Here is a 25058-nt window from a genome sequence, read left to right as displayed (position 1 = left end):
GCCGCGGGCGAGACCGGGCCCGGTCAGCCGGAGAGGCCGACATCCTCGCGCACGAGCAGCACGGAGGCGGGCACATGCGTCGCGACGCGCCCGCCATGGGAAGGCCAGAAATAATCCCCGGCGCCGGGCCGGTGGCTGGCCATGATCACGAGGTCGGGGTCGAGCTTCGCGATCTCCTCGGCAAGGTAATGGTCGAGATCGCCGGTCAGGTCGTTGACGATGAACATGTGGGCATCGGCGTCGAACCCGCCTTGGGCGGCGCGCGCCGCGGCGAAATCGCGAAGCTTGTCCGCGAACGCCTCCGGGCTGCGCGCGACCGAGCTTGGCGCCGAGGGCGTGGCCGCGACATATGTGACCCCCGCGCCGTAATGGCGCGCCGCATCGGCGGACACGGCAAGCGCCCGCTCCTGCTGGTCGAGATGTCTCAGATCCACCGGAACCACGATCTTTTTGAACATGAATGTCTCCTTTCGGGAGTTGTCTCGGGGCCGCCGCCGGGCGGCGGCCCCGCATGGCGTCATTTCGAGAACAGGACCGGGCGCTTGGCGTGGCGCATCAGGTCGCGCGTCACCGTGCCGAGCACGAAGTCATAGGCCTTCGAATGCCCGAACGCGCCGGTCGCGATGAAGCTGGCCCCGGTTTCGAAGGCCTCGCGCTCGATCACCTCGGCGATACGGCGGTCGCCCGGCACCCTGTGGGTCACGGTCGCGTTCATGCCGTGGCGGCTGAACATCGCCGCCATGTCGTTGGCGGGGTAATCCTCCTCGTCCGCGCCGGGTGCCTTGTCGACGCTGAGCAGCACCACCTCGGCCCGCGCGTCGAGCAGCAACAGCGCGTCATGCGCCGCCCGCGTGGCCTCGCGCGTGGTGCTCCAGCCGATCACCGCCGACGCGCCCAGCGCGGCGGGCGCGTAACCGGGCGGAATCATCAGCACCGGGCGGCCCAGATTGCGGATCAGCTCCTCTTGCGGGCGGCCCGCGGCCTCGTCTTCGGGGCGCGCGACGAGAACGAGATCGGCGGCGCGGGCGCTTTCGCACAAGCGCTCGCCCACCGTCGCGAGCCGCGCCTGGAGGCAACGCCATTCCGGCGTCACCCCCTCGCTTTCGGCGGCGGCCAGGAAGACCTTTTCGATCTGGCGCGCGGCGTCGCCCTGGCGGGCGCGGATCTGGGTGACGACCTCGCCGGTGAAGTAGATCGAGGCCGGAAGATGCACGAAGGGATCGGGCAGCGCGTAAAGGCCGAGCAGATGCGCATCGTGGCGGCGGGCCAGCGCGGCCCCCGTCCGGGCAAGCGCTTCCGCGCTCTCGGGTTCGGTAAAGCACAGGGCAATGGTGCGGTTGGTCATCGGTGTCTTCCTTTCGATAGCGGGTGATGCCGGTCACGGCGGCACGGCGCCGGCATGTCGGGACCACCGGCATCCGCGGCATCGACCGGCTGTCCGCGCGTGATTGCCCGGCCCGCAGGTCTTTGCCCGTTGCAAGTCACGATAGGCCGCGCCGTCCCGGACGTCCTTGATCCAGGTCAAGCCCCCCGTTCACGCCTCGCGGGGAAGATGGCCCGGATGCACCAGCAGGTCGCATGGCAGGCAGGCCAGCAACTCGGAGGCGACGCGGCCCATGGTCATCGGCACGTGGCCCTCGGCGCCGTGACGCCCGATGGCGAGCAGGTCGATCCCGTCGCGCGCCACGGCGCTGATCAGCGCCGGGACCGTCCGCCCTTCGAGCAGCGCGCAGTCCGCCTCGACCCCGTCTTGCGACAGCCGGCGCCGCATCTGCTCCATCTGGAAGCGCATCGGCTCCTCGAGCTCGTCGCGGTCGCGCTTGGTGATGTCGCCGGTGTCGTCCATGCGGTAGCCGAACCCGCCGAACGGCACGCGGTAGGCATGGACCATCCGCACCGGCGCCCCCGGCGCCAGACGGGCGGCCAGCCTTGCGGCATCGGTGTCGCGCCGGGCAAAGCCGGTGCCGACCATGATCCTGCCATAGGGCGCGGCGGGCCGGCCGGACACCACCAGCACAGGGGCGTCGGACATCTGCACGCAACGATGCAGCACGCTGCCGCGGAACAGGTCGACGATGCCGCGGTCGCGATGCGCCCCCATCACCACGAGATCGAAGCGCCCGCGATGGATGCGATCAACCACGCGCCGCCATGGATGGCCGAAGGTCACCTCCACCCTGCCCTCTCCCGCGGCGTCGCGGGTCAACAGCTCGTGCGCGGCCTGCGCCGTTTCCTCGGCGATGCGGCTTGGCAGCGTGTCATCGACCACGTGCAGGATTTCGAGATCCGTTCCGAGCGCCGCCGCGAGCTGCCGCGCGCGTCCGAGCGCCTGGCCGCTGCGCTCCGACAGGTCGCTTGTCATCAGAATGCCGGGCATCAGGTGTCCTCCCTCCCTGGGGCGCGCGGGCGGGCCGCGCATCCGGTTTCAAGGCTGGCGGCATCGCACCGGGCGCGCCTTGATCTGGATCATCCCTCCTGGATCGCCTCCAGATAGGCGGACAGCGCGACGAGCGGCTGCGGCGTCGGCGTCAGCAGCCCGTCACCGGTGTCGACATGCAGGGTCGGGCCGGTGAACAGCTCCGAGAATTCCGGCATGACCTGGTCCGGGTCGTCCTGGCGGAAATAGCCGTCGATATAGGACATCACATGCACCGTCGGGAAAGCCTGCCCACGCCTGCTCAGCCGCGTCAAATCGGTCGGAGCGCGCGGCAGATCCCGCGCCATGGGGCCGTCCCCCCTGCCGCCCGCGCCGTGGCAGGAGGCGCAGTTCTCCATGAACAGCGTCCGCCCGCTTGGCAGTTCGGGTTCCGGCTCCGGCATGGCGCAGGCCGCGAGCACCGCCGCCGCTGACAGCGCTGCCGCCGTGATGATCCATGTCATGATCTGCTCCTTCTGGCCCTGCGCGGGGATCGGCCCGCCATGGGCCATCCCTCGCGCGACCGGCGCGGCGCCGCCTTGATCTGAATCAAGCGGCACCACGACGCGGCGGAACCGGGGCGCGGCGGAACCGGCGCGCGCCGCCGACCTGTCGGCGAGGCTCAAAAACAGGACAGGCGCGCCCGCCACCACGCCCGGTGGAGGTGCCGGGGCGCGCCCTGCCAAAGCCGCCCCGGCAGGGCATGCGCGGCTATTATCGCAACGCTTTAGGCGGCTCGGATGATTGCGTCGCCCGGCTGCGCGCGGCGATCCGCATCACGGCGCGGCGGTGCTTGTCGCGCATGACGTCGAGCACCTCGACCGAATGGCTGCGCAGCTCCGTCAACCGGCGAATGCGCGACCCGGGCGCCCCGATCGGACGCAGCCCGTGCTGGCGCAGTTCCGGCAGAACGGCCGCCGCGTGGTCCAGCGCCTGCGCAAGATCGTCCTCGGCATCGAGATAGGCCCGGTAGGCCCGGATCAGGGCGCGCCTTGCGACGATGGTATCGGAATTCATCTTACCCTCCCCCTCAGGACAGGACAGCCCTGCCTCCAATCAGCCCCCATGCCCGCCATCGTGTCAATGCCGCATGCGCGCGCAGCGCCCCCCCGGAGGCCGGGCCGGCAGGCGGGCCGAACGCAGCGCCTTCGAAGCGGGCCTGCCCGTTCCGGCGGCTGGACCAGGGCCCCATGAAAAAGGCCCGCCCCCTGCATCGCAGGGGACGGGCCGGTCGTCGCCCGGTCGGGCGCGTTCGGACGCGGTCAGTAGATCGCGATCGCCGGGAACAGGATCAGCACCGCCACCGCCAGCGCCTGCATGCCGATGAAGGGCAGCAGCGAGCGGAAGATCGTGCCGAGACTGATATCGGGTGGCGCCACAGATTTGAGATAGAACGCCGCCGGCCCGAAGGGCGGGGAGAGGAAGCTCATCTGCATGTTCATGCAGAACACCACGCCGAACCACACCGGGTCGTAGCCCATCGAGGTGATGATCGGCACGAAGATCGGCATGGTCAGAAGCGCGATCCCGACCCAGTCGAGGAACATGCCGAGGATGAACAGGATCGCCATCATGAACAACAGCACCACGACCGGCTCGTCCGAGATGCCGGTGATCATCGCCGAGACGAACTTGATCCCGCCCATCAGGTTGAACACGCCCACCAGCGCGGTCGCGCCGATGCCGATCCAGACGATCATGCCGACGGTCTGGAGCGTCTGCAGCGCCGCCGCCTTCATCAGCTCGATCGTGAACTCGCCGCGGATCATGGTGGAGAGCGTGACACCCAGCACGCCGACGGCCGAAGCCTCGGTCACGCTCGCGATGCCGCCATAGATCGAACCGAGCACGCCGATCACCACGAGGATCGGCAGGAACAGGCCTTTCAGAAGGCGCAGCTTCTCGGTCGTCGTGGCGCGCGGTCCTTCGACCACCGGCGCGATGGCCGGGTTCAGATAGGCGCGGATCAGCACGTAGGCCACGTAGAAGCCCGCCAGCATCAGGCCGGGCACGAAGGCCGCGGTGAACAGGTCGCCGATCGAGACGTTGGCGGTCAGGCCATAGATGATCAGCACGATCGAGGGCGGCACCATGGTGCCCAATGCCCCGCCCGCGCAGACCACGCCGATGGCGAGATGCTTGTCATAGCCCAGCCGCAGCATCTGCGGCAGCGCGATCAGGCCCAGAAGCACCACCTCGCCGCCGATGATGCCCGACATCGCGGCCAGGATCACGGCCACGAGGATCGTCTGGATCGCGATGCCGCCGCGCAGGCGGCCGCCGACGAGGCGCATCGCGTCGAACAGGTCGCGGGCGATGCCGGAGCGGTCGAGGATCGCCGCCATCAGCACGAACATCGGCACCGAGACGAAGACGAAGCTGGAGACGAAGGAATAGACGCGGCTGGTGATCAGCGGCACCGCCATCGGCCCGAACCAGCCCAGCGCGAAGATCAGCGCCACGAGCAGCGTCACGTAAGCCAGCGGGATGCCGGTGACCAGAAGCACCAGCAGCATCGCGAACATCAGCCCGGTGGCACCTTCGATACCCAGGCCCTGCAGCAGTCCGAAGAATTCCATCAGCGGCGTCCCCGCGCGTAGTTGAAGGCGAGGATCACGAACTGGACGGTCATCACCCCCAGAACCACCATCAGAAAGACCTTGATCAGGCCGGGATAGACCGGGTCCCAGGCGCTGCCCGACCGCTCCAGCCGGAACTCGCCGGCGGGGGTGAAGGCGGCGCGCGACACCATGATCCAGCCGGCCCATGTGAACATCGCGGCGGCGAGGCCGCAGATGACCGAGATCACCACGTCGAAGACGCGGCGCAGCTTCGGCCCGAGCTGGTCATAGATCAGCACGACCCGGATATGCCGGTCGCGCGCGGTGCAGTAGAGCCCGCCGAAGACGAAGGCCATCCCCGACAGGAACACGGTGGTTTCATGCGCCCAGATGGTGGGCCGGTTGAAGAAGTAACGCAGCACCACCTCCTGGATCAGGATCAGCATGGCGATGATGATGCCCACGGCAAAGACGATGCCGACCCGGTCGACGACGCGGCCGAGCCAGCCCGCCTCCGGGATCGGCGCGCCTTCGTCGCGGGGTGGCGTGATGTCGGCGTGATCTTCGGTCACTGGCCCTGTCCCTCGTTGAATAGCGATTGCGAAGACGCCCGGACCTGCGGCCCGGGCGTCCCTGGTGTCGTGCGAGCCTTGACGCCTTACTCGGCGATCAGGCCGTTGTCCTTCAGGTAGCCGGTCAGCGTGTCATAGACCTTCTGCGCCTTGTCCGACCGCGCGGCGACCTTTTCCCATTCGCCCATGGCGATCTGGCGGAACTTGGCGCGCTCCTCGTCGGACCAGTCATGCACGGTGACCTCGCCGCCCGCCTTGGCCTCTTCGACCGCGGCCTCGTCGGCGGCGTTCAGGGTCGAGACCTGCTTTTGGGCGAACTCCTTGACCGACTGCTCCATGACCTCTTTCAGGTCGTCGGGCAGCGCGTTCCAGCTGTCGAGATTCATCGAGACCTCGACCAGCGGCATGGAGTGGAAGCCCGGATAGACCGGGTGCGGGGCGACGTCGTGCATGCCCTGCGCCTGGTTGGTCGAGAACACGGTGTAGTCGGCCGCGTCGATCACGCCCTTGTCGAGCGAGGTGAAGACCTCCGAGCCCGGCAGGTTCACCGGGGCGGCGCCGGCGGCGGCGAAGACCTGCTGCACGAGGCCCTCGGGGGCGCGCAGCTTCAGACCCTTGAGATCGTCGACGCCCTCGAGCGGCACCTTGGAGACGAAGGCCTCGAGGCCCGGCGTGGTGGCGCCGATGAAGTGCAGCCCGTAGGGCTCGACCAGCTCGTTCATCAGGTCGGCGCCGCCGTTCTCCATGAAGTCGAACATCTGCTGCGGGTCGCCCCAGGCGCCGACCGGGTTGGCGATCAGGCCGAAGGCCGGGTCCTTGCCCGAGAAATACGAGGTGTCGGTGATGTGGCCGTCGAGAATGCCCGCGGCGATCGCGTCCTGCGTCTCGTTATGGGCGACGATCGATTCCACGGGGAGCATCTCGACCGCGATGCGGCCATCGGACATCTCGCCGACGCTTTCGGCCCATTCCTTCTGAAGCGCGAAGTTGGGGTTGCCCGCCGGGTCCGAGGACTGGAAGCGGAAGCTGTGATCCTGCGCGATGGCGGCGCCCGACAGGGTCAGCGCGGTCGCCAGCGTGATGGTGAAGGTCTTGGTCATGAGGTCCTCCTCGGGGTGGTGTCTGCCTGCCCGGACCCGTCGGGCCCTCCCTGCAGGCGGGATGAAAGCCGCTCCGCCGCCTCGGCGATGATCTCGTCGGGCGGCGGGGCCACGGAGACGGCGATGGCGCCCTCCTCCGGGGATGGGGGTTCGAGCGCCTCGAACTGGCTGTCGAGCAGCGAGACCGGCATGTAATGCCCCTCCCGGATCGACATGCGCGCGCGCAAGAGATCGTAATCGCCATCGAGATAGACGATGGGAAACTCGCCCAGCCGCGCGCGCAGCCGGTCGCGATAGGCGCGCTTGAGCGCCGAGCAGGCGACCACGGCAAAGGGTTCGGTGCGGGCCATCGCCTCGGCCACGAGATCGAGCCAGCCCCAGCGCAGCGCGTCGGTCAAGGGCTCGCCGCGCGACATGGCGGCGACGTTCTCCTCGGGGTGCAGGTCGTCGGCATCGAGATAGACGCCGCCCAGACGCGCCGCGAGACCGCGCGCCACGGTGCTCTTGCCCGCGCCGCTCACGCCCATCACCAGAATCGGTCCGCGCCGCTCGTTCATGCCGCCTCCCTTGTCGCAGCCGCCCGCCGGGGCTACGATGACAGCGCTATCATTAGGTGACAGCGCTGTCATCCGTCAAGGGGGAGTGCGAATGGCGAAACGGGTGACACTGGCGGAGGTGGCGGCGCGGGCGGGCGTGTCGCCGATCACGGTGAGCCGGGCGCTCAGGCGGCCCGACACGGTACAGCCCGAGACCCGGTCCCGGATCGACGCGGCGGTGGCCGATCTGGGCTATGTCCCCGATCCGGCGGCGCGGGCGCTGGCGACGGGGCGCTCGGACGTGATCGGCGTACTGATCCCCTCGGCCACCAACGCGGTGTTCACCGACGTGCTGTCGGGCATCTACGACCGTCTCGGCGAAAGCCGGTTCGACGTGCAATACGGCATCACCCGCTACGATCCATCGACCGAGGAGAACCTGCTCGGCGTGTTTTTGCGCCAGCGTCCGGCCGGGCTGATCGTGGCGGGCATCGACCAGACCCCCGCCGCGCGCCGCCTGCTCGACCGGGCGGGGTGCCCGCTGGTGCAGGTCATGGAGACGGGGCCCGACCCGGTCGACATGATGGTCGGGTTTTCGCATCACGATGCGGCCGCGGCGGCGACGCGGCACCTGATCGCGCGCGGCTACCGTCGCCCCGGTTTCCTGGGCGCGCGGATGGACCCGCGCACGCAGCGCCGCTTCGCGGGGTTCCGCGCCGAGGCCGAGGCGGCGGGGCTGTATGACGCGGACCGGGCCGAAACCACCGACCAGCCGTCGAGCGTCGGGCGCGGCGCTGCGCTGTTGCGCGCGCTGCTGACCCGGCGGCCCGACACCGACGCGGTGTTTTGCAACAATGACGACCTTGCCATGGGCGCGCTGTTCGAGGCGATGCGCATGGGCGTGCCGGTGCCGGGGGCCCTGGGCATCTGCGGTTTCAACGACCTGGAGATGATGCGCGCCGCCGAGCCGCCGATCACCTCGGTGCGCACCAACCGCTTCGAGATGGGCGCGCGCGCCGCCGAGATGATCCGCGCCCGGCTGGACGCGCGCGACCCCGGCCCGGCGCTCGTCGATCTGGGGGCCGAGGTGCAGGCGCGGCGCAGCACCGACGGCCCGGCCCGCCACCCATCGGCGGGCCAATAGGGGATTGTATGGAAACAAAGACAGGACACCCGGCCCCTGCCCTCCTATGCTGAACGCACGGGGCCCCGCGCCCCGCAAGCGACACCACCGGCGGCGGCCGCGTGACAGGCCGTCTCCGCGAATGACAGGAGAGGTTCTATGACAACCCGGCTCGTAGTCGGTCTTGACGGCCATGCCTCGGGGGAGCGCGCCCTCGACTTTGCCATCAAGCAGGCCCGGCTCATCGGCGATTGCGACCTCGTGGTCGCCTATGTGATCGAATGGTCGCCCTTCTCGTTCCAGACCGCCGAGGAGAACGCGCAGCGCCACAAGCGCCGCGAAGAGGAAATCAGCACCGTCATGTCCCGCGTGATCGACCCGGCGGTAAACAAGCTGGAGGGGCTGGGGCTCAAGGCCGTCGGCAAGGTCCGGCACGGCGACGTCGCCGACACGCTCAACGCCATCGCCAAGGAGCAGAAGGCCGCGCAGATCATCGTGGCCCGCTCCTCCGAAGGGGGCTTTTCGAGCCGCATCTTCGGCTCCTCGACCTTCAATCTCGTGAAGGCGGCCGACCTGCCGGTCACGGTGGTGCAATGAGGAGCCGCGACATGACCCGGACCATGATGGCCGCGCTCGGCGCGGCGCTGCTCGCCGCACCCGCGGCGGCACAGGAGGGCTCCACGCTCGACGCGCGCGTCAACGAGATCTTCGCCCAGACCACGGGGCCCTTCGTCAATTTCATCTTCGCGCCGCTCTACGGCACGGATTTCCCGTGGATCGTGATGTGGCTGGTGGTCGCGGCGACCGTCTTCACCCTGTATTTCGGCTTCGTGCAGTTTCGCTATTTCGGCCATGCGATCCGGCTGGTGAAGGGCGACTATTCCGACCCAGACGACGCGGGCGAGGTGAGCCATTTCCAGGCGCTGGCCACGGCGCTGTCGGGCACGGTGGGGCTTGGCAACATCGCGGGCGTCGCGGTGGCGGTGGGCATCGGCGGGCCGGGCGCGACCTTCTGGATGATCCTCGCGGGTCTTCTGGGGATGGCGTCGAAATTCACCGAATGCACATTGGGCGTGAAATACCGCAACGAATACGAGGACGGCACCGTCTCGGGCGGGCCAATGTATTACCTGTCCAAGGGGTTTCGTGAACTCGGCCTGCCGGGCGGCGGCGTGCTGGCGGTGCTGTTCTCGATCTTCTGCATCCTCGGCGCGCTGGGCGGCGGCAACATGTTCCAGGCCAACCAGGCGCATGCGCAGATCTCGGGCATCGTCGGCGATTACCCGGGCTGGATCACCGGGCTGGTCTTCGCGGCGGTGGTCTTCATGGTGATCGTCGGCGGCATCAAGTCGATTGCCCGCGTCACCGAGAAGATCGTGCCCTTCATGGGCATCCTCTACGTGGGTGCCGCGCTGATCATCCTGATCGCCGAATACGACAAGATCGGCTGGGCCTTCGGCCAGATCTTCGAGGGCGCCTTTTCGGGGCTCGGTGTCGCGGGCGGTCTCGTCGGCGCGCTGATCCAGGGCTTCAAGCGGGCGGCCTTCTCGAACGAGGCGGGCGTCGGCTCCGCCGCGATCGCGCATTCGGCCGTGAAGACCAAGGAGCCGATCACCGAGGGCTTCGTGTCGCTGCTGGAGCCGCTGATCGACACGGTGGTGATCTGCACCATGACCGCGCTTGTCATCACCATTTCGGGCCAGCTCATCATGGACCCGCAGACCGGGCGCTTCGTGCTCGACGAAGCGGGCACGGCGATCGCCACGGTCGACGGCAACACCGGCGTGGCGCTGACCTCGGCGGCCTTTGCCGAAGGCATCGGCTGGTTCCCCTACGTGCTGGCGGTGGCGGTGGTGCTGTTCGCCTTCTCGACCATGATCAGCTGGTCCTATTACGGGCTGAAGGCCTGGACCTACCTGTTCGGCGAGGGCCGGACCAAGGAGCTGGTGTTCAAGCTGATCTTCTGCGTCTTCGTGGTGATCGGCGCGGCGGCCAATCTCGGCCCGGTGATCGATTTCTCCGATGCCGCGATCTTCGCCATGGCGGTGGTCAACATCCTTGGCCTGTACTTCCTGATGAAGATCGTGCGCCGCGAGCTCGGCTCCTATGGCAAGCGGCTGCGCACCGGCGAGATCGTGGCCTACAAGAACTGAACCCGCCCCCTGTCCGGGCTCTTTTCGGCCCCTCTTTCCCGCCGGTCGGTCACACCGACCGGCGGGTTTTTCGTCAAGGCCCGTCGAAGACGAAAAAGCCCGGCGCGCGGGGCGCCGGGCTTTCGGGTGCCGTGAAGGGGCCGCGCCTCAGAACGCGCCGAAGCCGCCGCCGCCGGGCGTCTTCATCACGAAGACGTCGCCGGGTTCGAGCTGCACCTCGTCATTGCCACCCAGCGCCTCGACGCGGCCATCGGCCCGCTCGACGCTGTTTTCGCCGGTCGCGCCGGGCGCCCCGCCCGCGGCGCCATGCGGCGCAATCCGGCGGTGCGAGGACAGCGTCGTCACGGTCATCGCCTCCTCGAAGCGCAGCCGCCGCACGATGCCGTCGCCGCCGCGATGCGCCCCCGCGCCGCCGGACCCCACGCGGATCGAAAACTCGTCCACCCGGACCGGGAAACGCGACTCCAGCACCTCGGGGTCGGTCATGCGGGTGTTCGTCATGTGGCTGTGCACGGCACTCGCCCCGTCGAAATCCGGCCCCGCCCCGGTGCCGCCGCAGATGGTTTCGTAGTTCTGATGCGTGTCGTTGCCATAGACGAAGTTGTTCATCGTCCCCTGGCTGCCCGCGATCACGCCCAGCGCGCCGTAAAGCGCGTCCGCGATCGACTGGCTGACCTCGGTGTTGCCCGAGATCACCGCCGCCGGCGCGCGCGGGTTGATCATGCTGCCTTCGGGCACGATCAGCTCCAGGGGCTTCATGCAGCCCTCGTTCATCGGGATGTCGCTGCCCACCAGCGTGCGGAAGACATAGAGCACGACCGCCCGGCAGATCGCGAGCGGGGCGTTGTAGTTGAACTCGCTCTGCGCGGAGGTGCCGGTGAAATCGACACGGGCGCTGCGCGCCGCGCGATCGACGGTGATCGCGACATCGATATGCGCGCCGCTGTCGAGCGGGTAGCTGAAGGCGCAGTCATGCAGCACGTCGAGCACGCGGCGCACGCTTTCCTCGGCATTGTCCTGCACATGGCCCATATAGGCGTGAACCGCGTCGAGCCCGAACTGCGCGGTGATCTTGCGCAGCTCGGTCGCGCCGGTTTCGTTGGCGGCGATCTGGGCTGCGAGATCGGCCATGTTCTGCTCGATGTTGCGGCACGGGTACCTCCCCGAGCCGAGCAGCGCGCGCGCCTGCGCGTCGCGCAAGGCCCCTTGCTCCACCAGCAGGAAGTTGTCGATCACGACGCCCTCCTCCTCGATGCTGCGGCTGTCGGGCGGGGCGGAGCCGGGCGTCTTGCCGCCGATATCGGCGTGGTGCCCGCGCGAGGCGACGGTGTAGACGATGCGCTCGCCCGCCACGTCGAAGACCGGGGTGATCACCGTCACGTCCGGCAGATGCGTGCCGCCGTTGAACGGGTTGTTGGTCATGAACACGTCGCCGGGGCGGATTTTCCCGGCATTCTCGCGCAGCACGGTCCGCACGCTTTCGGACATCGAGCCCAGATGCACCGGCACATGCGGCGCGTTGGCCACCAGGTCGCCGTTCTGGTCGAAGATCGCGCAGGAAAAGTCGTAGCGCTCCTTGATGTTGACCGAATAGGCGGTGTTGGCGAGCGTCGCACCCATCTGCTCGGCGATCGACATGAACAGGTTGTTGAACACCTCGAGCATCACCGGGTCGACCTGCGTGCCGATCGCCTCGGCCCGCTCCAGCGCCTCGACGCGGGTCAGGAGCAGGTTGCCGCCGGGCTTGCACTCGGCCTGCCAGCCGGCCTCGACCATGTTGGTGCCGGTGGGCTCGGTCAGGATCGCGGGGCCGGTGACGATCTGGCCGATCGCGAGCCGGGTGCGGTCGACCAGCGGCACGTCGCGCCAGTCACCGCCCGCATGGAGCCGCACGGTCGCATCCGCGCGGTCCTGCCCGTCGGGATCGGGCAGGCTCACCGCCTCGCCGGTGCGGCCGATCGCCTCGACCACGAGCACGTCGAGGATCAGGTCGCCGGTCTCGGGCGCGAAGCCGAAGCGCTCCTTGTGCGCGGCGACGAAGGCGCGGGTCATCTCCTCTGCCGCGTCGTAAGGCACTTCGAGGCTCTGCTGCGCGCCGCGCGGGCGAATATGCGCGATCACGGCGACATCGATATCGGCCTCGGCCACGCCCTGCCCCGACACCTCGGCCACGGCCTCGGCCTTCAGCCCATCAAGCAGGCGGGCGGCGTCGGGATCGGCGAGATCGCAGCCCGCCTGATGCTCGCGCATCGCGCGGATGTCGGCCAGCCCCATGCCAAAGGCCGACAAGACGCCCGCGAAGGGGTGGATGAAGATGCTTTCCATGCCCAGCGCGTCGGCCACGAGGCAGGCATGCTGCCCGCCCGCGCCGCCAAAGCAGTTCATCGTGTACTTGGTCACGTCATAGCCGCGCTGCACGGAGATCTTCTTGATCGCGTTGGCCATGTTTTCCACCGCGATCCGCAGGAAGCCTTCGGCGACCTCCTCGACCGAGCGGTCGCCGCCGATCTCGGCGGCCAGCGCCGCGAATTTCGCGCGCACCGCGTCGACGTCGAGCGGCTCGTTGGCCTCGGGGCCGAACACGGCGGGGAAATGGTCGGGCTGCAGCTTGCCCAGAAGCACGTTGCAGTCTGTCACGGTGAGCGGGCCGCCGCGCCGATAGGCGGCGGGTCCGGGATTGGCGCCCGCGCTTTCGGGGCCGACCTGCATCCGCCCGTCGCGGTAGCTCAGGATCGAGCCGCCGCCCGCCGCGACCGTGTGGATCGACATCATCGGCGCGCGCATCCGCACCCCCGCCACCTCGGTCTCGAAGGAGCGTTCGTATTCACCGGCATAGTGGCACACATCGGTCGAGGTGCCGCCCATGTCGAAGCCGATCAGCCGGTCGAGCCCGAGATCGGCCGCCGTGCGCACCATGCCGACCACGCCGCCCGCCGGGCCCGACAGGATCGCGTCGCGGCCATGAAACAGCGAGGCATCGGTGAGACCGCCATTGGATTGCATGAACATCAGCCGCTCGCAGCCGCCGCGTGCCGCGTCGAGCGCGCTTGCCACCTGGTCGACGTAGCGGCGCAGGATCGGCGAGAGATAGGCGTCGACCACCGCCGTGTCACCGCGGCCCACCAGCTTGATCAGCGGGCTGGCCTCGTGGCTGAGCGAGACTTGGCCAAAGCCCGCCTCGCGCGCCATTTCGCCCAGCCGGGTTTCGTGATCGGGGAAGCGGTAGCTGTGCATCAACGCGATGGCGATGGAACGAAAGCCCGCCTCGTGGGCGCGTTTGAGCGCCGCGCGGGCCTGCGCCTCGTCGAGCGCGGTGACGACGCGGCCATCCGCGTCGAGCCGCTCCTCGACCTCGATCACATCGTCATAAAGCAGCTCGGGCAGTTGGATGTTGAGATCGAACAGCCGCGGGCGGTTCTGGTAGCCGATCCGCAGAAGATCCTTCAGCCCCTTGGTGATGAACAGCACCGTGCGCTCGCCCTTGCGCTCCAAAAGCGCGTTGGTCGCCACGGTGGTGCCCATCTTCACCGCCGAAATCGTGCCCGGCGCGATCGCGTCACCGGATGCCAGACCGAGGATTTCGCGGATCCCGTGCACGGCGGCATCGGGGTAGACCTCGGGATTCTCGGACAGGAGCTTGTGGGTCTTCAGGCTCCCGTCAGGTCGTTTCGCGACGATGTCCGTGAACGTGCCACCACGGTCCACCCAGAACTGCCAAGCTTTCTGTGCCATAATTGCGCCGCGCCCCCTCCGATTCCAATAAGTGTTGCTTTATGAGCAGAACGCTGACAAATTGTCAACGTTATGTGATCGTCGAGATTCGGCGGCCAGACCAACAGGGAGAAGACCATGAAGCACGCATTCGGTTTCCTTGCCGCGATGACCATCGCCGGCGCCGCCTCGGCCCAGAACTGGGACATGCCGACGCCTTACGGCGACAGCACCTTCCACACCCAGAACATCATGCAGTTCGCCGACGACGTCCGCGCCGCCACCGATGGCGGGCTCGACATCACGATCCATTCCGCCGGATCCTTGATCCCGCATGCCGAGATCAAGAACGCCGTGCGCTCGCGGCAGGTGCCGATCGGCGAGTTCTTCCTGTCGCAGCTCTCGAACGAGGATCTGGCCTACGGGCTCGACAGCCAGCCCTTCCTCGCCACCTCCTACGAAGAGGCGCAGGCGCTGTGGGCGGCGCAGAAGCCGGTGATCGCCGAGCTTCTGGCCGAGCAGGGTCTCATGCCGCTCTTCTCCGTCGCATGGCCGGCGCAGGGGCTCTATACCAACGGCGAAATCGAGACGGTCGAGGATCTCAACGGCCTGCGCTTCCGCGCCTACAACGCCGTGCTCGAGGAGTTCACGGCCAAGGCCGGTGCCGCGCCGGTGCAGGTCGAGGCCTCCGACATCCCGCAGGCTTTCTCGACCGGGCAGGTCGAGGCGATGATCACCTCGCCCTCCACCGGCGTGAACTCCACCGCCTGGGATTTCGTGTCGCATTACAGCCCGATCAACGCCTGGATCCCCAAGAACATCGTGGTGGTGAACCAGCGCGTCTTCGACCGGCTCGACGAGGCGACGCAGGAGGCCGTTCTGGCCGCCGCCGCCACCGCCGAGACCCGCGGCTGGGAGATGTCGGCCACCGAGGCCGAGCAGCAGACCGCCGCCCTGGCCGAAAACGGCATCACCGTCTACGAGCCCAGCGCCGCGCTGCTCGACGGGCTGAAAGGCATCGGCAGCGAGATGCTCGAAAGCTGGAAGGCCGACGCCTCCGACGCCGCGCTGAGCGTCATGTCAGCCTACGAGAACTGAGTTTTCCGGCTCGGATCGGCGGCGCGGCGCGCCGCCGGTCGCTTCGTATGCTCATCAGGACAGGGGAGGCGTCCGACATGAACAACCTACTCGACAGAATTTACAAGGCCGCGGGGCTGGTCAGCGCATTGCTGATCCTCGCGATCTGCCTGCTGGTCAGCCTGCAGATCGTGCTCAACGCGATCGGGCGGCTGAGCCCCGGCCTGCTGCCATCGACGATCCCCTCCTATGCGGATTTCGCGGGCTTCATGCTTGCCTCGTCGACCTTTCTGGCGATGGCTTACACGCTGCGCTCGGGCGGGCATGTGCGGGTCAACCTTTTCGTGCAGCGCCTGCCGCAAGGCGGCACGCTTCTGGCCGAGGCCGCCGCGCTGGTGGCGGGGGCCGCCTTTGTCGGGCTGGCGCTGTGGTACGGCGTGGCGCTGGTGCTGGAGAGCTTTCATTACGGCGACGTGTCGAGCGGCATCGTGCCGGTGCCGCTTTGGGTGCCGCAAAGCGTGATGGCCGTGGGGCTCGCGCTGCTGCTGGTGGCGCTCTTGCACACGCTCGCCGATCTCTTCCGGCTGCGCAAACCGACCCTGAACAGCCCGGACGAGGTGTGACATGTCTGATCCGTTGATCGCCCTGGTCCTGCTCGGCGTCATGCTGTTGTGCCTCGGCGCGGGGCTGTGGGTCGCCATTTCGCTCGGCGCCGTCGCCTTCGTGGCGATGACCGCCTTTTCCAACGCGCCCTCGGGGCTGGTGCTGGCCACGACATTCTGGGGGCATTCGCACAGCTGGGCGCTGACCGCGCTGCCGCTGTTCATCCTGATGGGCGAGATCCTGCTGCGATCGCGGCTGTCACAGGACATGTTCTCGGGGCTCGCGCCGTGGCTCACCCGCGCGCCGGGGCGATTGCTGCATGTCAACGTCTTCGGCTGCGCGATCTTCGCCGCCGTGTCGGGCTCCTCGGCCGCCACGGCCGCGACGATCGGCCGGATGTCGGTACCCGAGCTGACCAAGCGCGGCTACCCCGAGAGCCTGATCATCGGCACGCTGGCGGGGTCGGCGACGCTGGGCCTTCTGATCCCGCCCTCGATCATCCTGATCGTCTACGGCGTGGCGACCGAGCAGTCGATCGGGCGGCTGTTCATCGCCGGCATCCTGCCCGGGCTGATGCTGATCTCGCTTTTCGCGGGCTATGTCGGGCTGCGCGCCTGGATGAACCCCGACCTGATCCCCGAAGAGGTGCGCCAGTTCAGCTTTCGCGAAAAGCTCTCCGCCTCGAAGAACCTGATCCCGGTGGCGCTCCTGATCATCGGCGTGATCGGCTCGATCTACACCGGTCTCGCCTCGCCCACCGACGCCGCGGCGCTCGGCGTGGTGCTGTCGGTGATCCTCGCCTGGGCGTCGGGGTCGTTCAGCATCAAGCTGTTCGGCGAGGCGCTGATGTCGGCCACCCGCACCTCGTGCATGATCGCCTTTATCCTGCTGGGCGCGGCCTATCTGTCGGTGGCGATGGGCTTTACCGGGCTGCCGCGCAACCTCGCCGAATGGATCGGCGGGATGGGGCTGTCGGTCACCGCGCTCCTGGTCGCGCTGACGCTGTTCTTCATCGTGCTGGGCTGCTTTCTCGACGGAATCTCGGTGGTGGTGCTGACCACCTCGATCATCATGCCGATGATCTCGGCCGTGGGCATCGACCCGCTGTGGTTCGGCATCTACCTCGTGATCGTGGTGGAGATGAGCCAGATCACCCCGCCGGTCGGCTTCAACCTCTTCGTGATCCAGTCGATGACCAAGTTCGACATCCTCAAGATCGCGATGGCGGCCTTTCCGTTCTTCCTGCTGCTGCTCCTGGGCGTGGCGCTGATCAGCATCTTTCCGGGCATCGTCACGGTGCTGCCCGAGCTGATGTCGAACTAGAGCGAGGCGGCGGCGCGGCTGGCCTGGTCGTACTGCCCCGACAACGACCGCAGGCTGGAGGCGATCTCGCGCAGCTCGTCTCCGCTCAGGTCGAAATTGCTCATGCCGTCGATCAGGCAGCGCTGCCGCACCGTCCGATACGCCTCGCACAGCGCCTGCCCGGCCGGGGAGGTGCGGTAGAACACCTCCTTGCCGCGCTTCTCGGAGGAGATCAGCTCCATCCGCACCAGCTTTTTCAGCGCGTAGTTGACGGTGTGGCTGTCCTCGATGTTGAGCAGGAAGCAGATATCGCCGAGCCGCTTGTCCTTGCCGCGGTGATTGACGTTGTGCAGCACGAGGATCTCGAGCGGCGTCAGGTCGCTGTTGCCCGCGGCGGCCATGCAGCGCGTCATCCAGCGGTGAAACGCGTTGTAGGCGATGATCAGGCCATATTCGACCTCGGAGGTCTCCCATCCCTCGCCTTCGGCGAGATGGCGCGACGAAACGATCCGGCGTTTTTCCGACATGTCGTATCCTTATCATCAATTCATCGCTGATTTGTCGGCAAAATACAGTCTATTGCATGGCGTTACAATCGTCACGGCACCGGTTTCGCGGGCGCGGACGATGCCGCAGCCCCGTCTTCTGCCGCCCCGACCTGTGCAAGCCTGCACCGTTCCGCCGCCCGCCCCCGCGCGGGGGATGCGCGCGCCGCGCCGAGATTGTAGAGATCCATTCGGTGACGCGATGCCGTCGCGCGACACGGAAAAGGGGTCACTGCATGATGTCCTGGGGCATACCGGCGCTGTTGCTGGCGACGATGATCAACCAGCTGCCGGTGATCAGCGTCTTCGTGCCCACCGAGCCGGTCTATGTCTATCTCGGCACGCAGATCCCCGATGGTGGATGGACCTCGATCCTGGCCTGCATGCTGGGCGCGTGGATCGGCGCGCAGGGCTCGTTCTGGCTTGGCCGCACCGCCGGGGCGCGGGTGCTGGCACGGATGAACGCCGCCCCCGCCGCCATGCACCGCGCCCAGAGCCTGTTCGAGCGGCGCGGCGCGCCCTTCGTGGTGATCGCGCAGCTGATCTGGCCCATCGCCACGCTGAGCCAGGTGCTGGCCGGGGCCTGGGGCATGCGGCCGCGCACCTATGTCGTGGTCTCGGGGCTGGGCGCGGTGCTGGCCGTGTCGCAATACGTGGCCATCGGCTATGTGTCGGCGCGCGGCCTCGCCGCGCTCGGGCTGCAGCCCGAAGAGCCGCTGCTGGTCTGGCTCGGCCCCTACTGGGTGTCGATCGGGCTGGCGCTGATGCTGCTGGTGGGCACCGCGCTGATCCTGCGCCGGGCGCGGCATGCGCTGCCGCTGCGCGTGGCCTATGCCGGGCTTTTGGCGCTGGCGATGTTCGTCGCGGTCAATCTCGGCTCGCTCACCGGGCGGGCGCAGGCGGCCAACCGGGTCGCGCCGCTGCCGCTGTCGCTGGCCTGCCGCGCGCTGGATGAGACGCTGGTGGCGCGCACCGGCGACACGCCGCTGCATGCCGCGCAGCCCGTGAATCTCGCGCTGATCGGCTTCGACGACCCGGCGACGCTGCTGCGCGCGCTGGGCTGGCTGCGCAACCGCACCTATGCGGGCGACGATCTCGACGCGGTCGAGGTGCTGAAGCTGACCTTCGAGGGCCTGCCCCCCGCCTCGTCCATCCTGCTCGACGGCATCGCCACCGACATGGCCTGGCAAAAGGCGCGCGGCACGGTGCCGCGCACCCAGCTGCGGCTGTGGCCGGTCGCGATGCCCGACGGCGCGCCATCGCTCTATCTGGGGTCGGTCGGCCGGATCGACGCGGTGACGCTGCGCCTGTCGGGGCGGGTGCCGGTGCTGGCCTATGACCTGTTTCCCCTCATCGACTCCGCGCGCAACCGCGAGGCCGAGGCGATCGGCCGGGCCGTGACCGGGGCGCGCTGGCACCTTGTGGGGCCGCGCGCGCCGGTCGAGACCGAAAGCCAGTTCGAAAGCGATGGCCGTCTCGCGGCGCTGCAGGCGCCGGGCACCCCCGGCTTCGAACGGATCTGCGCGCAAGGCGGCCCACAGGCGGCGGGCACGCAAGGCTGACCCCGCGGGTCGGGCGTCCCGGGCGCGGTCTGCCGCGCCCGGGATCGGTTCAGAAGGCCGGAACGGTCTGGCGGCGGCGTTGCAGCAGCACCACGACCCCCAGCAACAGAAGCGCCGGGATGTAGAACACGTACTTGCTGATCCGCTCGCGCGGGGCCTGCACCTGCGCGATCTGCACCGGCGCGTCGGCGTAGAAGTCGAAATCGGCCAGCTTTTCGGCCGCGGGCGTGCCGAACATCGGCTCGTCGAGCCGCACCACGCCGTCTTCGGGGAACAGCAGCAGCCCCGACGCGTCGATCCGCTCGGCGGCGCCGCCATCGCCCGTGATGTCCATGACCAGCGTCGTCTCGGTGATCTCGCCCGAATTGAAGTCCGGCCCCTCGATCCTGAGCCGCAGCCGGTCGCCCGGATCGGCCTCGGCCACGGCGGTCTCGAACTCGGCGGGCTGGTAGGTCTGGAACGGGCTCTGGATCTGGTTCAGCCAGAAGCCCGGCACGAACAGCGTGAAGGCCACCACCAGAAGCGCCGCGGATTCGTGGATCTTCGACGGCGCGAGGAAATAGCCCTGCGTCGCGGCGGCAAAGAGCAGCATCGCGATCGTCGCCACCACGAAGATGAACGCCGCCTGACCGATGCCGAACCACGTCCCGAGATCGATCCCGTACAGGATCAGCGCCGGGTTGTAGATGAACAGGAACGGCAGCGCGACGGTGCGCAGGGAGTAGAAGAAGGCGGTGAAGCCGGTCTTGATCGGATCGCCGCCCGACACGGCGGCGGCGGCGAAGCTCGCAAGACCCACGGGCGGCGTCACGTCGGCCATGATGCCGAAGTAGAACACGAACAGATGCGCCGCGATCAGCGGCACGATCAGCCCCTCCTGCGCGCCGAGATTGACCACGACCGAGGCCATCAGCGACGACACCACGATGTAGTTCGCGGTGGTCGGCAGCCCCATGCCGAGGATCAGCGAGAACAGCCCGACGAAGACCAGCATCAGGATCAGGATGCCGCCCGACAGCTGTTCGACGAGACCGGCAAGCTCGGTGCCGATCGGGGTCTTGGTGACGGTGGCGACGATGATGCCGGCGGCCGCGGTGGCGACGCCGATGCCGATCATGTTGCGCGCGCCCGCGATCAGGCCGTCGCGCAGGTCGTGAAAGCCCGCGCCGAATTCATGCGCGATCTCGCCGCCCTGCCCGCGGAACAGTGCCTTGAGCGGACGCTGGGTGACGATGATGATCAGCATCAGGCAGGTCGCATAGAAGGCCGACTTGGCCGGGCTCTGCCGCTCCACCATCAGGAACCAGACCAGCACCAGGATCGGCAGCACGTAATGCAGCCCGGTCGCATAGACCTCCCCCACGGTGGGCAGCCTGATCTCCTCGTCGGAGGGGTCGTCCAGCGCCAGGTCGGGGCGTTTCGCCGCGACCCGCAGCAGCCCCAGATAGACCGCCGCCAGCACCAGCATCATGATCGGCGCGGTGAGCGAGGGCAGCGCTGCCTCAAGCGCGTCGACGCCATAGATCAGCGCGGTGAAGGCGACGCCGGCCACGACGAAGCCGATCGCGAATTTCACGATCATTCCCGCGAAGCTCTTGCTTTCGCCAAGCGCCGGCATGCCGCGTTTCAGCGCCTCCAGGTGCACGATGTAGACCAGCGCGATGTAGGAGATCACCGCCGGGATGAAGGCGTGCTTGATCACCTCGATATAGGAAATGCCGATGAACTCGACCATCAGGAAGGCGGCGGCGCCCATCACCGGGGGCATGATCTGGCCGTTGACCGAGGAGGCCACCTCGACCGCGCCCGCCTGCTCGCGCGAGAAGCCCACCCGCTTCATCAGCGGGATGGTGAAGGTGCCGGTGGTGACCACGTTGGCGATCGAGGAGCCGGAGATGAGACCGGTCATGGCCGAGCCGACCACGGCCGCCTTGGCCGGGCCGCCGCGCAGGTGGCCCAGCCCCGCGAAGGCGAGCTGGATGAAGTAGTTGCCCGCGCCTGCCTTGTCCAAGAGCGAGCCGAACAGCACGAACAGGAACACGAAGGCGGTGGAGACGCCGAGCGGGATGCCGAAGACGCCCGCCGTATCCAGCCACTGCGCATTGATCAGCGAGGTGAAGGAGAGCCCTTCATGCTCGACCAGGTCGGGGATCAGCCAGCCGGTCCCGAAATAGGCATAGGCGAGAAACAGCGAGCCGACGATGGTCAGCGCCGGTCCCAGCGCCCGGCGCGAGGCTTCGAGCAGCACCACGAGGCCGACCGAGCCGATGATCACCTGCACCTGCGTCGGCAGGCCCGAGCGCGCGGTCATGGCCAGGTGGTCGGAAAACCAGAAGACGTAGAAGGCGCAGAAGGCACCGACGAGCGCGAGCCCCCAGTCGATCAGCGGAATGCGGTCGCGCGGGCTCGACTTGAAGGCCGGATAGGCGAGAAAGGCGAGAAAGATCGCGAACATCAGGTGGATGGGCCGCGTCTGCGAGGAGTTGAGCACCGGCAGGTAGGCGCCGAACCACAGCTGCGGCTGCGCGATCCAGAGCTGGAACAGCGACCATGTGAGCGCGGTGACCGCGATCAGCGTCGCGGTGGCCCGGTTCACCGGCGCGCGGGCGCCCGAATCCGTGCTCGTGACGAGGTCCTGAAGATCGTCATCCGAATATTGCCGGTCATCCCGGTCCTCGCGCTGGTCGGCCATCGGACGCGTCCCCCTCAATCGATGAAACAGAAAAAACCGCCCCCCGGACGGCCAAGGCCGGGGCGCGCGATGATACGCCCCGGCAGGTCATTCAGCGTGACGCGCCGCTCATTCGAGCAGGCCGGCCTCGCGGTAGTATTTCTCGGCGCCCGCATGCAGCGGCGCGGAGAGACCATCGGCGACCATCTCTTCCTTGGTCAGGTTCGCGAAGGCCGGGTGCAGGCCCTTGAACTGGTCGAAGTTCTCGAACACCGCCTTCACGGTCTCGTAGACCACGTCGTCGGGCACGGTGGCCGAGGAGACGAAGGTCGCGCCGACGCCGAAGGTCGCGGTGTCCTCGTCATTGCCGCGATACATGCCGCCCGGGATGGTGGCGGTGCGGTAGTAGGGGTTTTCCCCGACCAGCGTGTCGACGGCCTCGCCCGAAACCTCCACCAGCACCGCGTCGCAGGCGGTGGTCGCCTCCTGGATCGAGCCCGAGGGGTGGCCGACGGTGTAGACCATCGCGTCGATGTTGTTGTCGCACAGCGCCTGGCTCTGCTCGGCGGCCTGCAGCTCGGAGGTGAGCTGGAAGTCGTCCATGGTCCAGCCCATGGCGCCCATCAGCACCTCCATGGTGCCGCGCTGGCCCGAGCCGGGGTTGCCGACATTGACGCGCTTGCCCTTGAGATCCTCGAAGGTCTCGATGCCGGCATCGGCGCGGGCGACGACGGTGAAGGGCTCGGGATGGACCGAGAACACCGCGCGCAGATCTTCGAACGCGCCCTGCTCCTCGAACTGCGAGGTGCCTTCGATCGCGTGGAACTGCCAGTCGGACTGGGCCACGCCGAATTCGAGCTCGCCCGAGCGCACGGCGTTGATGTTGTAGACCGACCCGCCGGTCGATTCGACGCCGCAGCGGATGCCGTGATCGGCGCGGCCACGGTTCACCAGGCGGCAGATCGCGCCGCCGGTCGGGTAATAGACGCCGGTGACGCCACCGGTGCCGATCGAGATGAATTTCTGGCCGTCCTGCGCGGCAGCGCCACCCGCGGCGAGCGTCAGCGCGGTCGCGGCTCCGACGAGATACTGTTTCATGGGCTCTCTCCCTATTGGTCTCTTGATTTTCGTTGGTCGCCTTGGCGATTGGTCCGCCTAAGCCTGCGGCCCCTCCCGTGAAAGTCAACAGCCTGTCGCTGTCAACAGGTTACGGCGCGGGCGTTTTCTCCAATTCGGCCCGGATGTTGGCGTCGAGCGTCAATCCCGCGCTGTTGGCGATGAAGGCCAGCACCGTGTAGAACCCGACCGTCGCCATCAGGTCGAACATCCCCTCGCGCCCGACCAGCGCCTCCACCCCGGCCTGCTGCGCGGGCGTAAGGCGCGAGCGCTCCAGCAGCGCGTCCACCGCCCCCGCGAGGGTCGCGTCCTCCGGCGTCATCTCCTCCAGCGGGCCCTTGATCGAGGCGATGCGCGCCTCGGCCATGCCGAGCTTGCGCGCGCGGCTGACATGGTGGCCCCATTCGTAATCCGAGCCGTGCCGGACCCCGGTGCGCAGGATCACCACCTCGCTGCGCTCCAGCCCGAGCGTGGTGTCGACCACCACGTGCTGGCGCAGGTCGGACCACGCGCGCAAAAGCCGCGGGTGATGCGCCATGACGCGGTAGATATCGAGCCGGCCGGCAAAGCCGGGCAGCATGTCGGCGATGCCGCCGGGCCAGTCGGCATCGCTCAGGGGGACGAGATCGCTCATGCGATCTCTCCGAGCGCATGGTCCACGGCGCGGCCCAGCCGCGCGACGATGCGGTCGATATCGGCGCGCTCGACGATGAAGGGCGGGGCCAGAAGCACGTGATCGCCGCGCACCCCGTCGATCGTGCCGCCCATCGGGTAGACCATGAGCCCCTCTTCCATCGCCGCCGCCTTGATCCGGGCGTGCAGCTTCAGGCCGGGATCGAACGGCGCCTTGGTCTCGCGGTCGGCCACCAGCTCGATCGCCTGGAACAGCCCCCGCCCCCGGATGTCACCGACATGCGGATGGGCGCCAAAGCCTTCGGTCAGCCGGTCGCGCAGATGCCCGCCCATCTCGCGCACATTGGCGAGCAGATCGTCGCGCGCGATCACTTCCTGCACCGCCAAGGCCGCCGCCGCCGCCATCGGGTGGCCCATATAGGTATGGCCATGCTGGAAGAAGCCCGAGCCGCCGGAGATCGCGTCGAAGATCTTCTGGCTCAGCAGCACCGCGCCGATCGGCTGGTAGCCGCCGCCAAGCCCCTTGGCCACGGTCATCAGGTCGGGCGCGATGCCCTCCTGCTCGCAGGCATGCAGCGTGCCGGTCCGGCCCATGCCGCACATCACCTCGTCGAGGATCAGGAGCACCCCGTGCCGGTCGCAGATCTCGCGGATCCGCTTGAAGTAATCGCCCACCGGCGGCACCGCCCCCGCCGTGGCGCCGACCACCGGCTCGGCCACGAAGGCCAGGACGCTTTCGGGGCCGAGTTCCCGGATCTTGGCCTCCAGCTCGCCCGCCGCGCGGGCGGCATACTCCGCCTCGCTCTCGCCCTCTTCCTGCTCGCGATAGGCAAAGCAGGGCGCGATGTGATGCGTCTCCATCAGGAGCGGCCTGAACTGCGCCCGGCGCCATTCATTGCCGCCCGCCGCCAGCGCGCCCAGCGTGTTGCCGTGGTAGCTCTGGCGCCGGGCGATCACGTGGCGGCGGCCATCTTCGCCGCGCTCGGTCGCGTATTGCCGCGCGAGCTTGAGCGCCGCCTCGACCGCCTCGGAGCCGCCCGAGACGAGATAGGCATGGCCGATCCCGTCGGGCGCGTCGGCCACCAGCCGGTCGCCCAGCGCCTCGGCGGCCTCGGTGGTGAAGAAGCCGGTATGCGCATAGGCAACCGTGTCGGCCTGCCGGTGCAGCGCCGCGATCACCTCCGGGTGGCCATGGCCGAGACAGGAGACGGCGGCACCGCCGCAGGCGTCGATGTAATCGCGCCCCTCGCTGTCGGTGATGGTGAGCCCCTGCGCCGCGACGGCGCGGCGCGGCTGGATACGCGTGGAGCGATGGAGAAGATGGGTCATGGGCGTCCTCCCGGGCCGATTCGGCGCGAAGATGCCCTTAGCCCGGCG

22 protein-coding genes are annotated in these 25058 nt (G+C 68.3%); 7 read left to right on the top strand and 15 right to left on the bottom strand.

The window, feature by feature from the left end; all coding sequences use genetic code 11:
- Positions 1-23: 23 nt before the first annotated feature.
- The 9 genes from LOKHON_RS07800 to LOKHON_RS07760 form a co-directional block, all read right to left on the bottom strand.
- Positions 24-458 (bottom strand): universal stress protein, encoded by a 435-nt coding sequence (locus LOKHON_RS07800; RefSeq protein WP_017929061.1) that lies wholly within the window; start codon positions 456-458, stop codon positions 24-26.
- Positions 459-517: 59 nt separating this feature from the next.
- Positions 518-1345, bottom strand: a complete 828-nt coding sequence (locus tag LOKHON_RS07795) for a universal stress protein (protein WP_017929060.1) — start codon at positions 1343-1345, stop codon at positions 518-520.
- 189 nt (positions 1346-1534) lie between these two features.
- Positions 1535-2377 (bottom strand): universal stress protein, encoded by an 843-nt coding sequence (locus tag LOKHON_RS07790; protein ID WP_017929059.1) that lies wholly within the window; start codon positions 2375-2377, stop codon positions 1535-1537.
- Between the two features lie 89 nt (positions 2378-2466).
- The gene (locus tag LOKHON_RS07785) at positions 2467-2880 is read right to left on the bottom strand and encodes a c-type cytochrome (RefSeq protein ID WP_026147541.1); all 414 of its coding nucleotides are present in this window, start codon (positions 2878-2880) and stop codon (positions 2467-2469) included.
- A 250-nt stretch (positions 2881-3130) separates the two neighbouring features.
- Positions 3131-3433 (bottom strand): hypothetical protein, encoded by a 303-nt coding sequence (locus LOKHON_RS07780; RefSeq protein WP_017929057.1) that lies wholly within the window; start codon positions 3431-3433, stop codon positions 3131-3133.
- A 245-nt stretch (positions 3434-3678) separates the two neighbouring features.
- Positions 3679-4995: a TRAP transporter large permease gene (locus LOKHON_RS07775; RefSeq protein ID WP_017929056.1), complete on the bottom strand. Its 1317-nt coding sequence runs from the start codon at positions 4993-4995 to the stop codon at positions 3679-3681.
- A complete protein-coding gene (locus tag LOKHON_RS07770; protein ID WP_017929055.1) occupies positions 4995-5549 on the bottom strand; it encodes a TRAP transporter small permease subunit in 555 nt (184 codons plus the stop codon). Before LOKHON_RS07770 ends, LOKHON_RS07775 begins: the two co-directional genes overlap by 1 nt.
- Before the next feature lie 86 nt (positions 5550-5635).
- Positions 5636-6649 carry a TRAP transporter substrate-binding protein gene (locus LOKHON_RS07765; protein ID WP_017929054.1) on the bottom strand — a complete coding sequence of 338 codons (1014 nt, stop codon included), beginning with the start codon at positions 6647-6649 and terminating at the stop codon, positions 5636-5638.
- Positions 6646-7206, bottom strand: coding sequence for a gluconokinase (locus tag LOKHON_RS07760; RefSeq protein ID WP_017929053.1), 561 nt, complete (start codon positions 7204-7206; stop codon positions 6646-6648). Before LOKHON_RS07760 ends, LOKHON_RS07765 begins: the two co-directional genes overlap by 4 nt.
- 91 nt (positions 7207-7297) lie before the next feature.
- On the opposite strand from LOKHON_RS07760, the gene gntR reads away from it, so the two are divergent.
- The 3 genes from gntR (at position 7298) to LOKHON_RS07745 (ending at position 10461) form a co-directional block, all read left to right on the top strand.
- The gene (gntR, locus tag LOKHON_RS07755) at positions 7298-8329 is read left to right on the top strand and encodes an HTH-type transcriptional regulator GntR (protein WP_017929052.1); all 1032 of its coding nucleotides are present in this window, start codon (positions 7298-7300) and stop codon (positions 8327-8329) included.
- 138 nt (positions 8330-8467) lie between these two features.
- The gene (locus tag LOKHON_RS07750; RefSeq protein WP_017929051.1) at positions 8468-8905 is read left to right on the top strand and encodes a universal stress protein; all 438 of its coding nucleotides are present in this window, start codon (positions 8468-8470) and stop codon (positions 8903-8905) included.
- 11 nt (positions 8906-8916) lie between these two features.
- Positions 8917-10461 (top strand): alanine/glycine:cation symporter family protein, encoded by a 1545-nt coding sequence (locus tag LOKHON_RS07745; RefSeq protein ID WP_033315585.1) that lies wholly within the window; start codon positions 8917-8919, stop codon positions 10459-10461.
- A gap of 147 nt (positions 10462-10608) precedes the next feature.
- Here LOKHON_RS07745 and LOKHON_RS07740 read toward each other — a convergent pair whose 3' ends face one another.
- A complete protein-coding gene (locus tag LOKHON_RS07740; RefSeq protein ID WP_026147539.1) occupies positions 10609-14193 on the bottom strand; it encodes a hydantoinase B/oxoprolinase family protein in 3585 nt (1194 codons plus the stop codon).
- Between the two features lie 117 nt (positions 14194-14310).
- Here LOKHON_RS07740 and LOKHON_RS07735 point away from each other — a divergent pair, with 117 nt between their 5' ends.
- From LOKHON_RS07735 to LOKHON_RS07725, 3 genes are all read left to right on the top strand, one after another.
- Positions 14311-15270, top strand: coding sequence for a TRAP transporter substrate-binding protein (locus tag LOKHON_RS07735; RefSeq protein ID WP_017929048.1), 960 nt, complete (start codon positions 14311-14313; stop codon positions 15268-15270).
- Between the two features lie 77 nt (positions 15271-15347).
- Positions 15348-15872 (top strand): TRAP transporter small permease, encoded by a 525-nt coding sequence (locus LOKHON_RS07730; protein WP_017929047.1) that lies wholly within the window; start codon positions 15348-15350, stop codon positions 15870-15872.
- Position 15873: 1 nt separating this feature from the next.
- Positions 15874-17175: a TRAP transporter large permease gene (locus tag LOKHON_RS07725; RefSeq protein WP_017929046.1), complete on the top strand. Its 1302-nt coding sequence runs from the start codon at positions 15874-15876 to the stop codon at positions 17173-17175.
- On the opposite strand, the gene LOKHON_RS07720 is transcribed toward LOKHON_RS07725, so the two are convergent.
- Complete coding sequence (locus LOKHON_RS07720; RefSeq protein ID WP_017929045.1) at positions 17172-17681, bottom strand: winged helix DNA-binding protein; 510 nt, start codon at positions 17679-17681, stop codon at positions 17172-17174. The two genes, LOKHON_RS07725 and LOKHON_RS07720, sit on opposite strands and share 4 nt — an antisense overlap.
- Positions 17682-17935: 254 nt before the next feature.
- On the opposite strand from LOKHON_RS07720, the gene LOKHON_RS07715 reads away from it, so the two are divergent.
- Positions 17936-19261 carry a VTT domain-containing protein gene (locus LOKHON_RS07715; RefSeq protein ID WP_017929044.1) on the top strand — a complete coding sequence of 442 codons (1326 nt, stop codon included), beginning with the start codon at positions 17936-17938 and terminating at the stop codon, positions 19259-19261.
- A gap of 49 nt (positions 19262-19310) precedes the next feature.
- Here the strand turns inward: LOKHON_RS07715 and LOKHON_RS07710 are convergent, their stop codons facing one another.
- The 4 genes from LOKHON_RS07710 to LOKHON_RS07695 all read right to left on the bottom strand — a co-directional run bounded on the left by LOKHON_RS07710 (position 19311) and on the right by LOKHON_RS07695 (position 25010).
- Positions 19311-21953, bottom strand: coding sequence for a TRAP transporter permease (locus tag LOKHON_RS07710; protein ID WP_017929043.1), 2643 nt, complete (start codon positions 21951-21953; stop codon positions 19311-19313).
- Between the two features lie 108 nt (positions 21954-22061).
- A complete protein-coding gene (locus LOKHON_RS07705) occupies positions 22062-23030 on the bottom strand; it encodes a TAXI family TRAP transporter solute-binding subunit (protein ID WP_017929042.1) in 969 nt (322 codons plus the stop codon).
- 109 nt (positions 23031-23139) lie between these two features.
- Positions 23140-23682, bottom strand: coding sequence for a carboxymuconolactone decarboxylase family protein (locus tag LOKHON_RS07700; protein ID WP_017929041.1), 543 nt, complete (start codon positions 23680-23682; stop codon positions 23140-23142).
- Positions 23679-25010 (bottom strand): aspartate aminotransferase family protein, encoded by a 1332-nt coding sequence (locus LOKHON_RS07695; protein ID WP_017929040.1) that lies wholly within the window; start codon positions 25008-25010, stop codon positions 23679-23681. The genes LOKHON_RS07700 and LOKHON_RS07695 overlap by 4 nt, the downstream gene beginning before the upstream one ends.
- Between the last annotated feature and the right edge of the window lie 48 nt (positions 25011-25058).

It is taken from the genome of Limimaricola hongkongensis DSM 17492, from assembly GCF_000600975.2.
Lineage (GTDB): Bacteria > Pseudomonadota > Alphaproteobacteria > Rhodobacterales > Rhodobacteraceae > Limimaricola > Limimaricola hongkongensis.
This window is presented reverse-complemented; position numbering and strand designations above follow the sequence as displayed.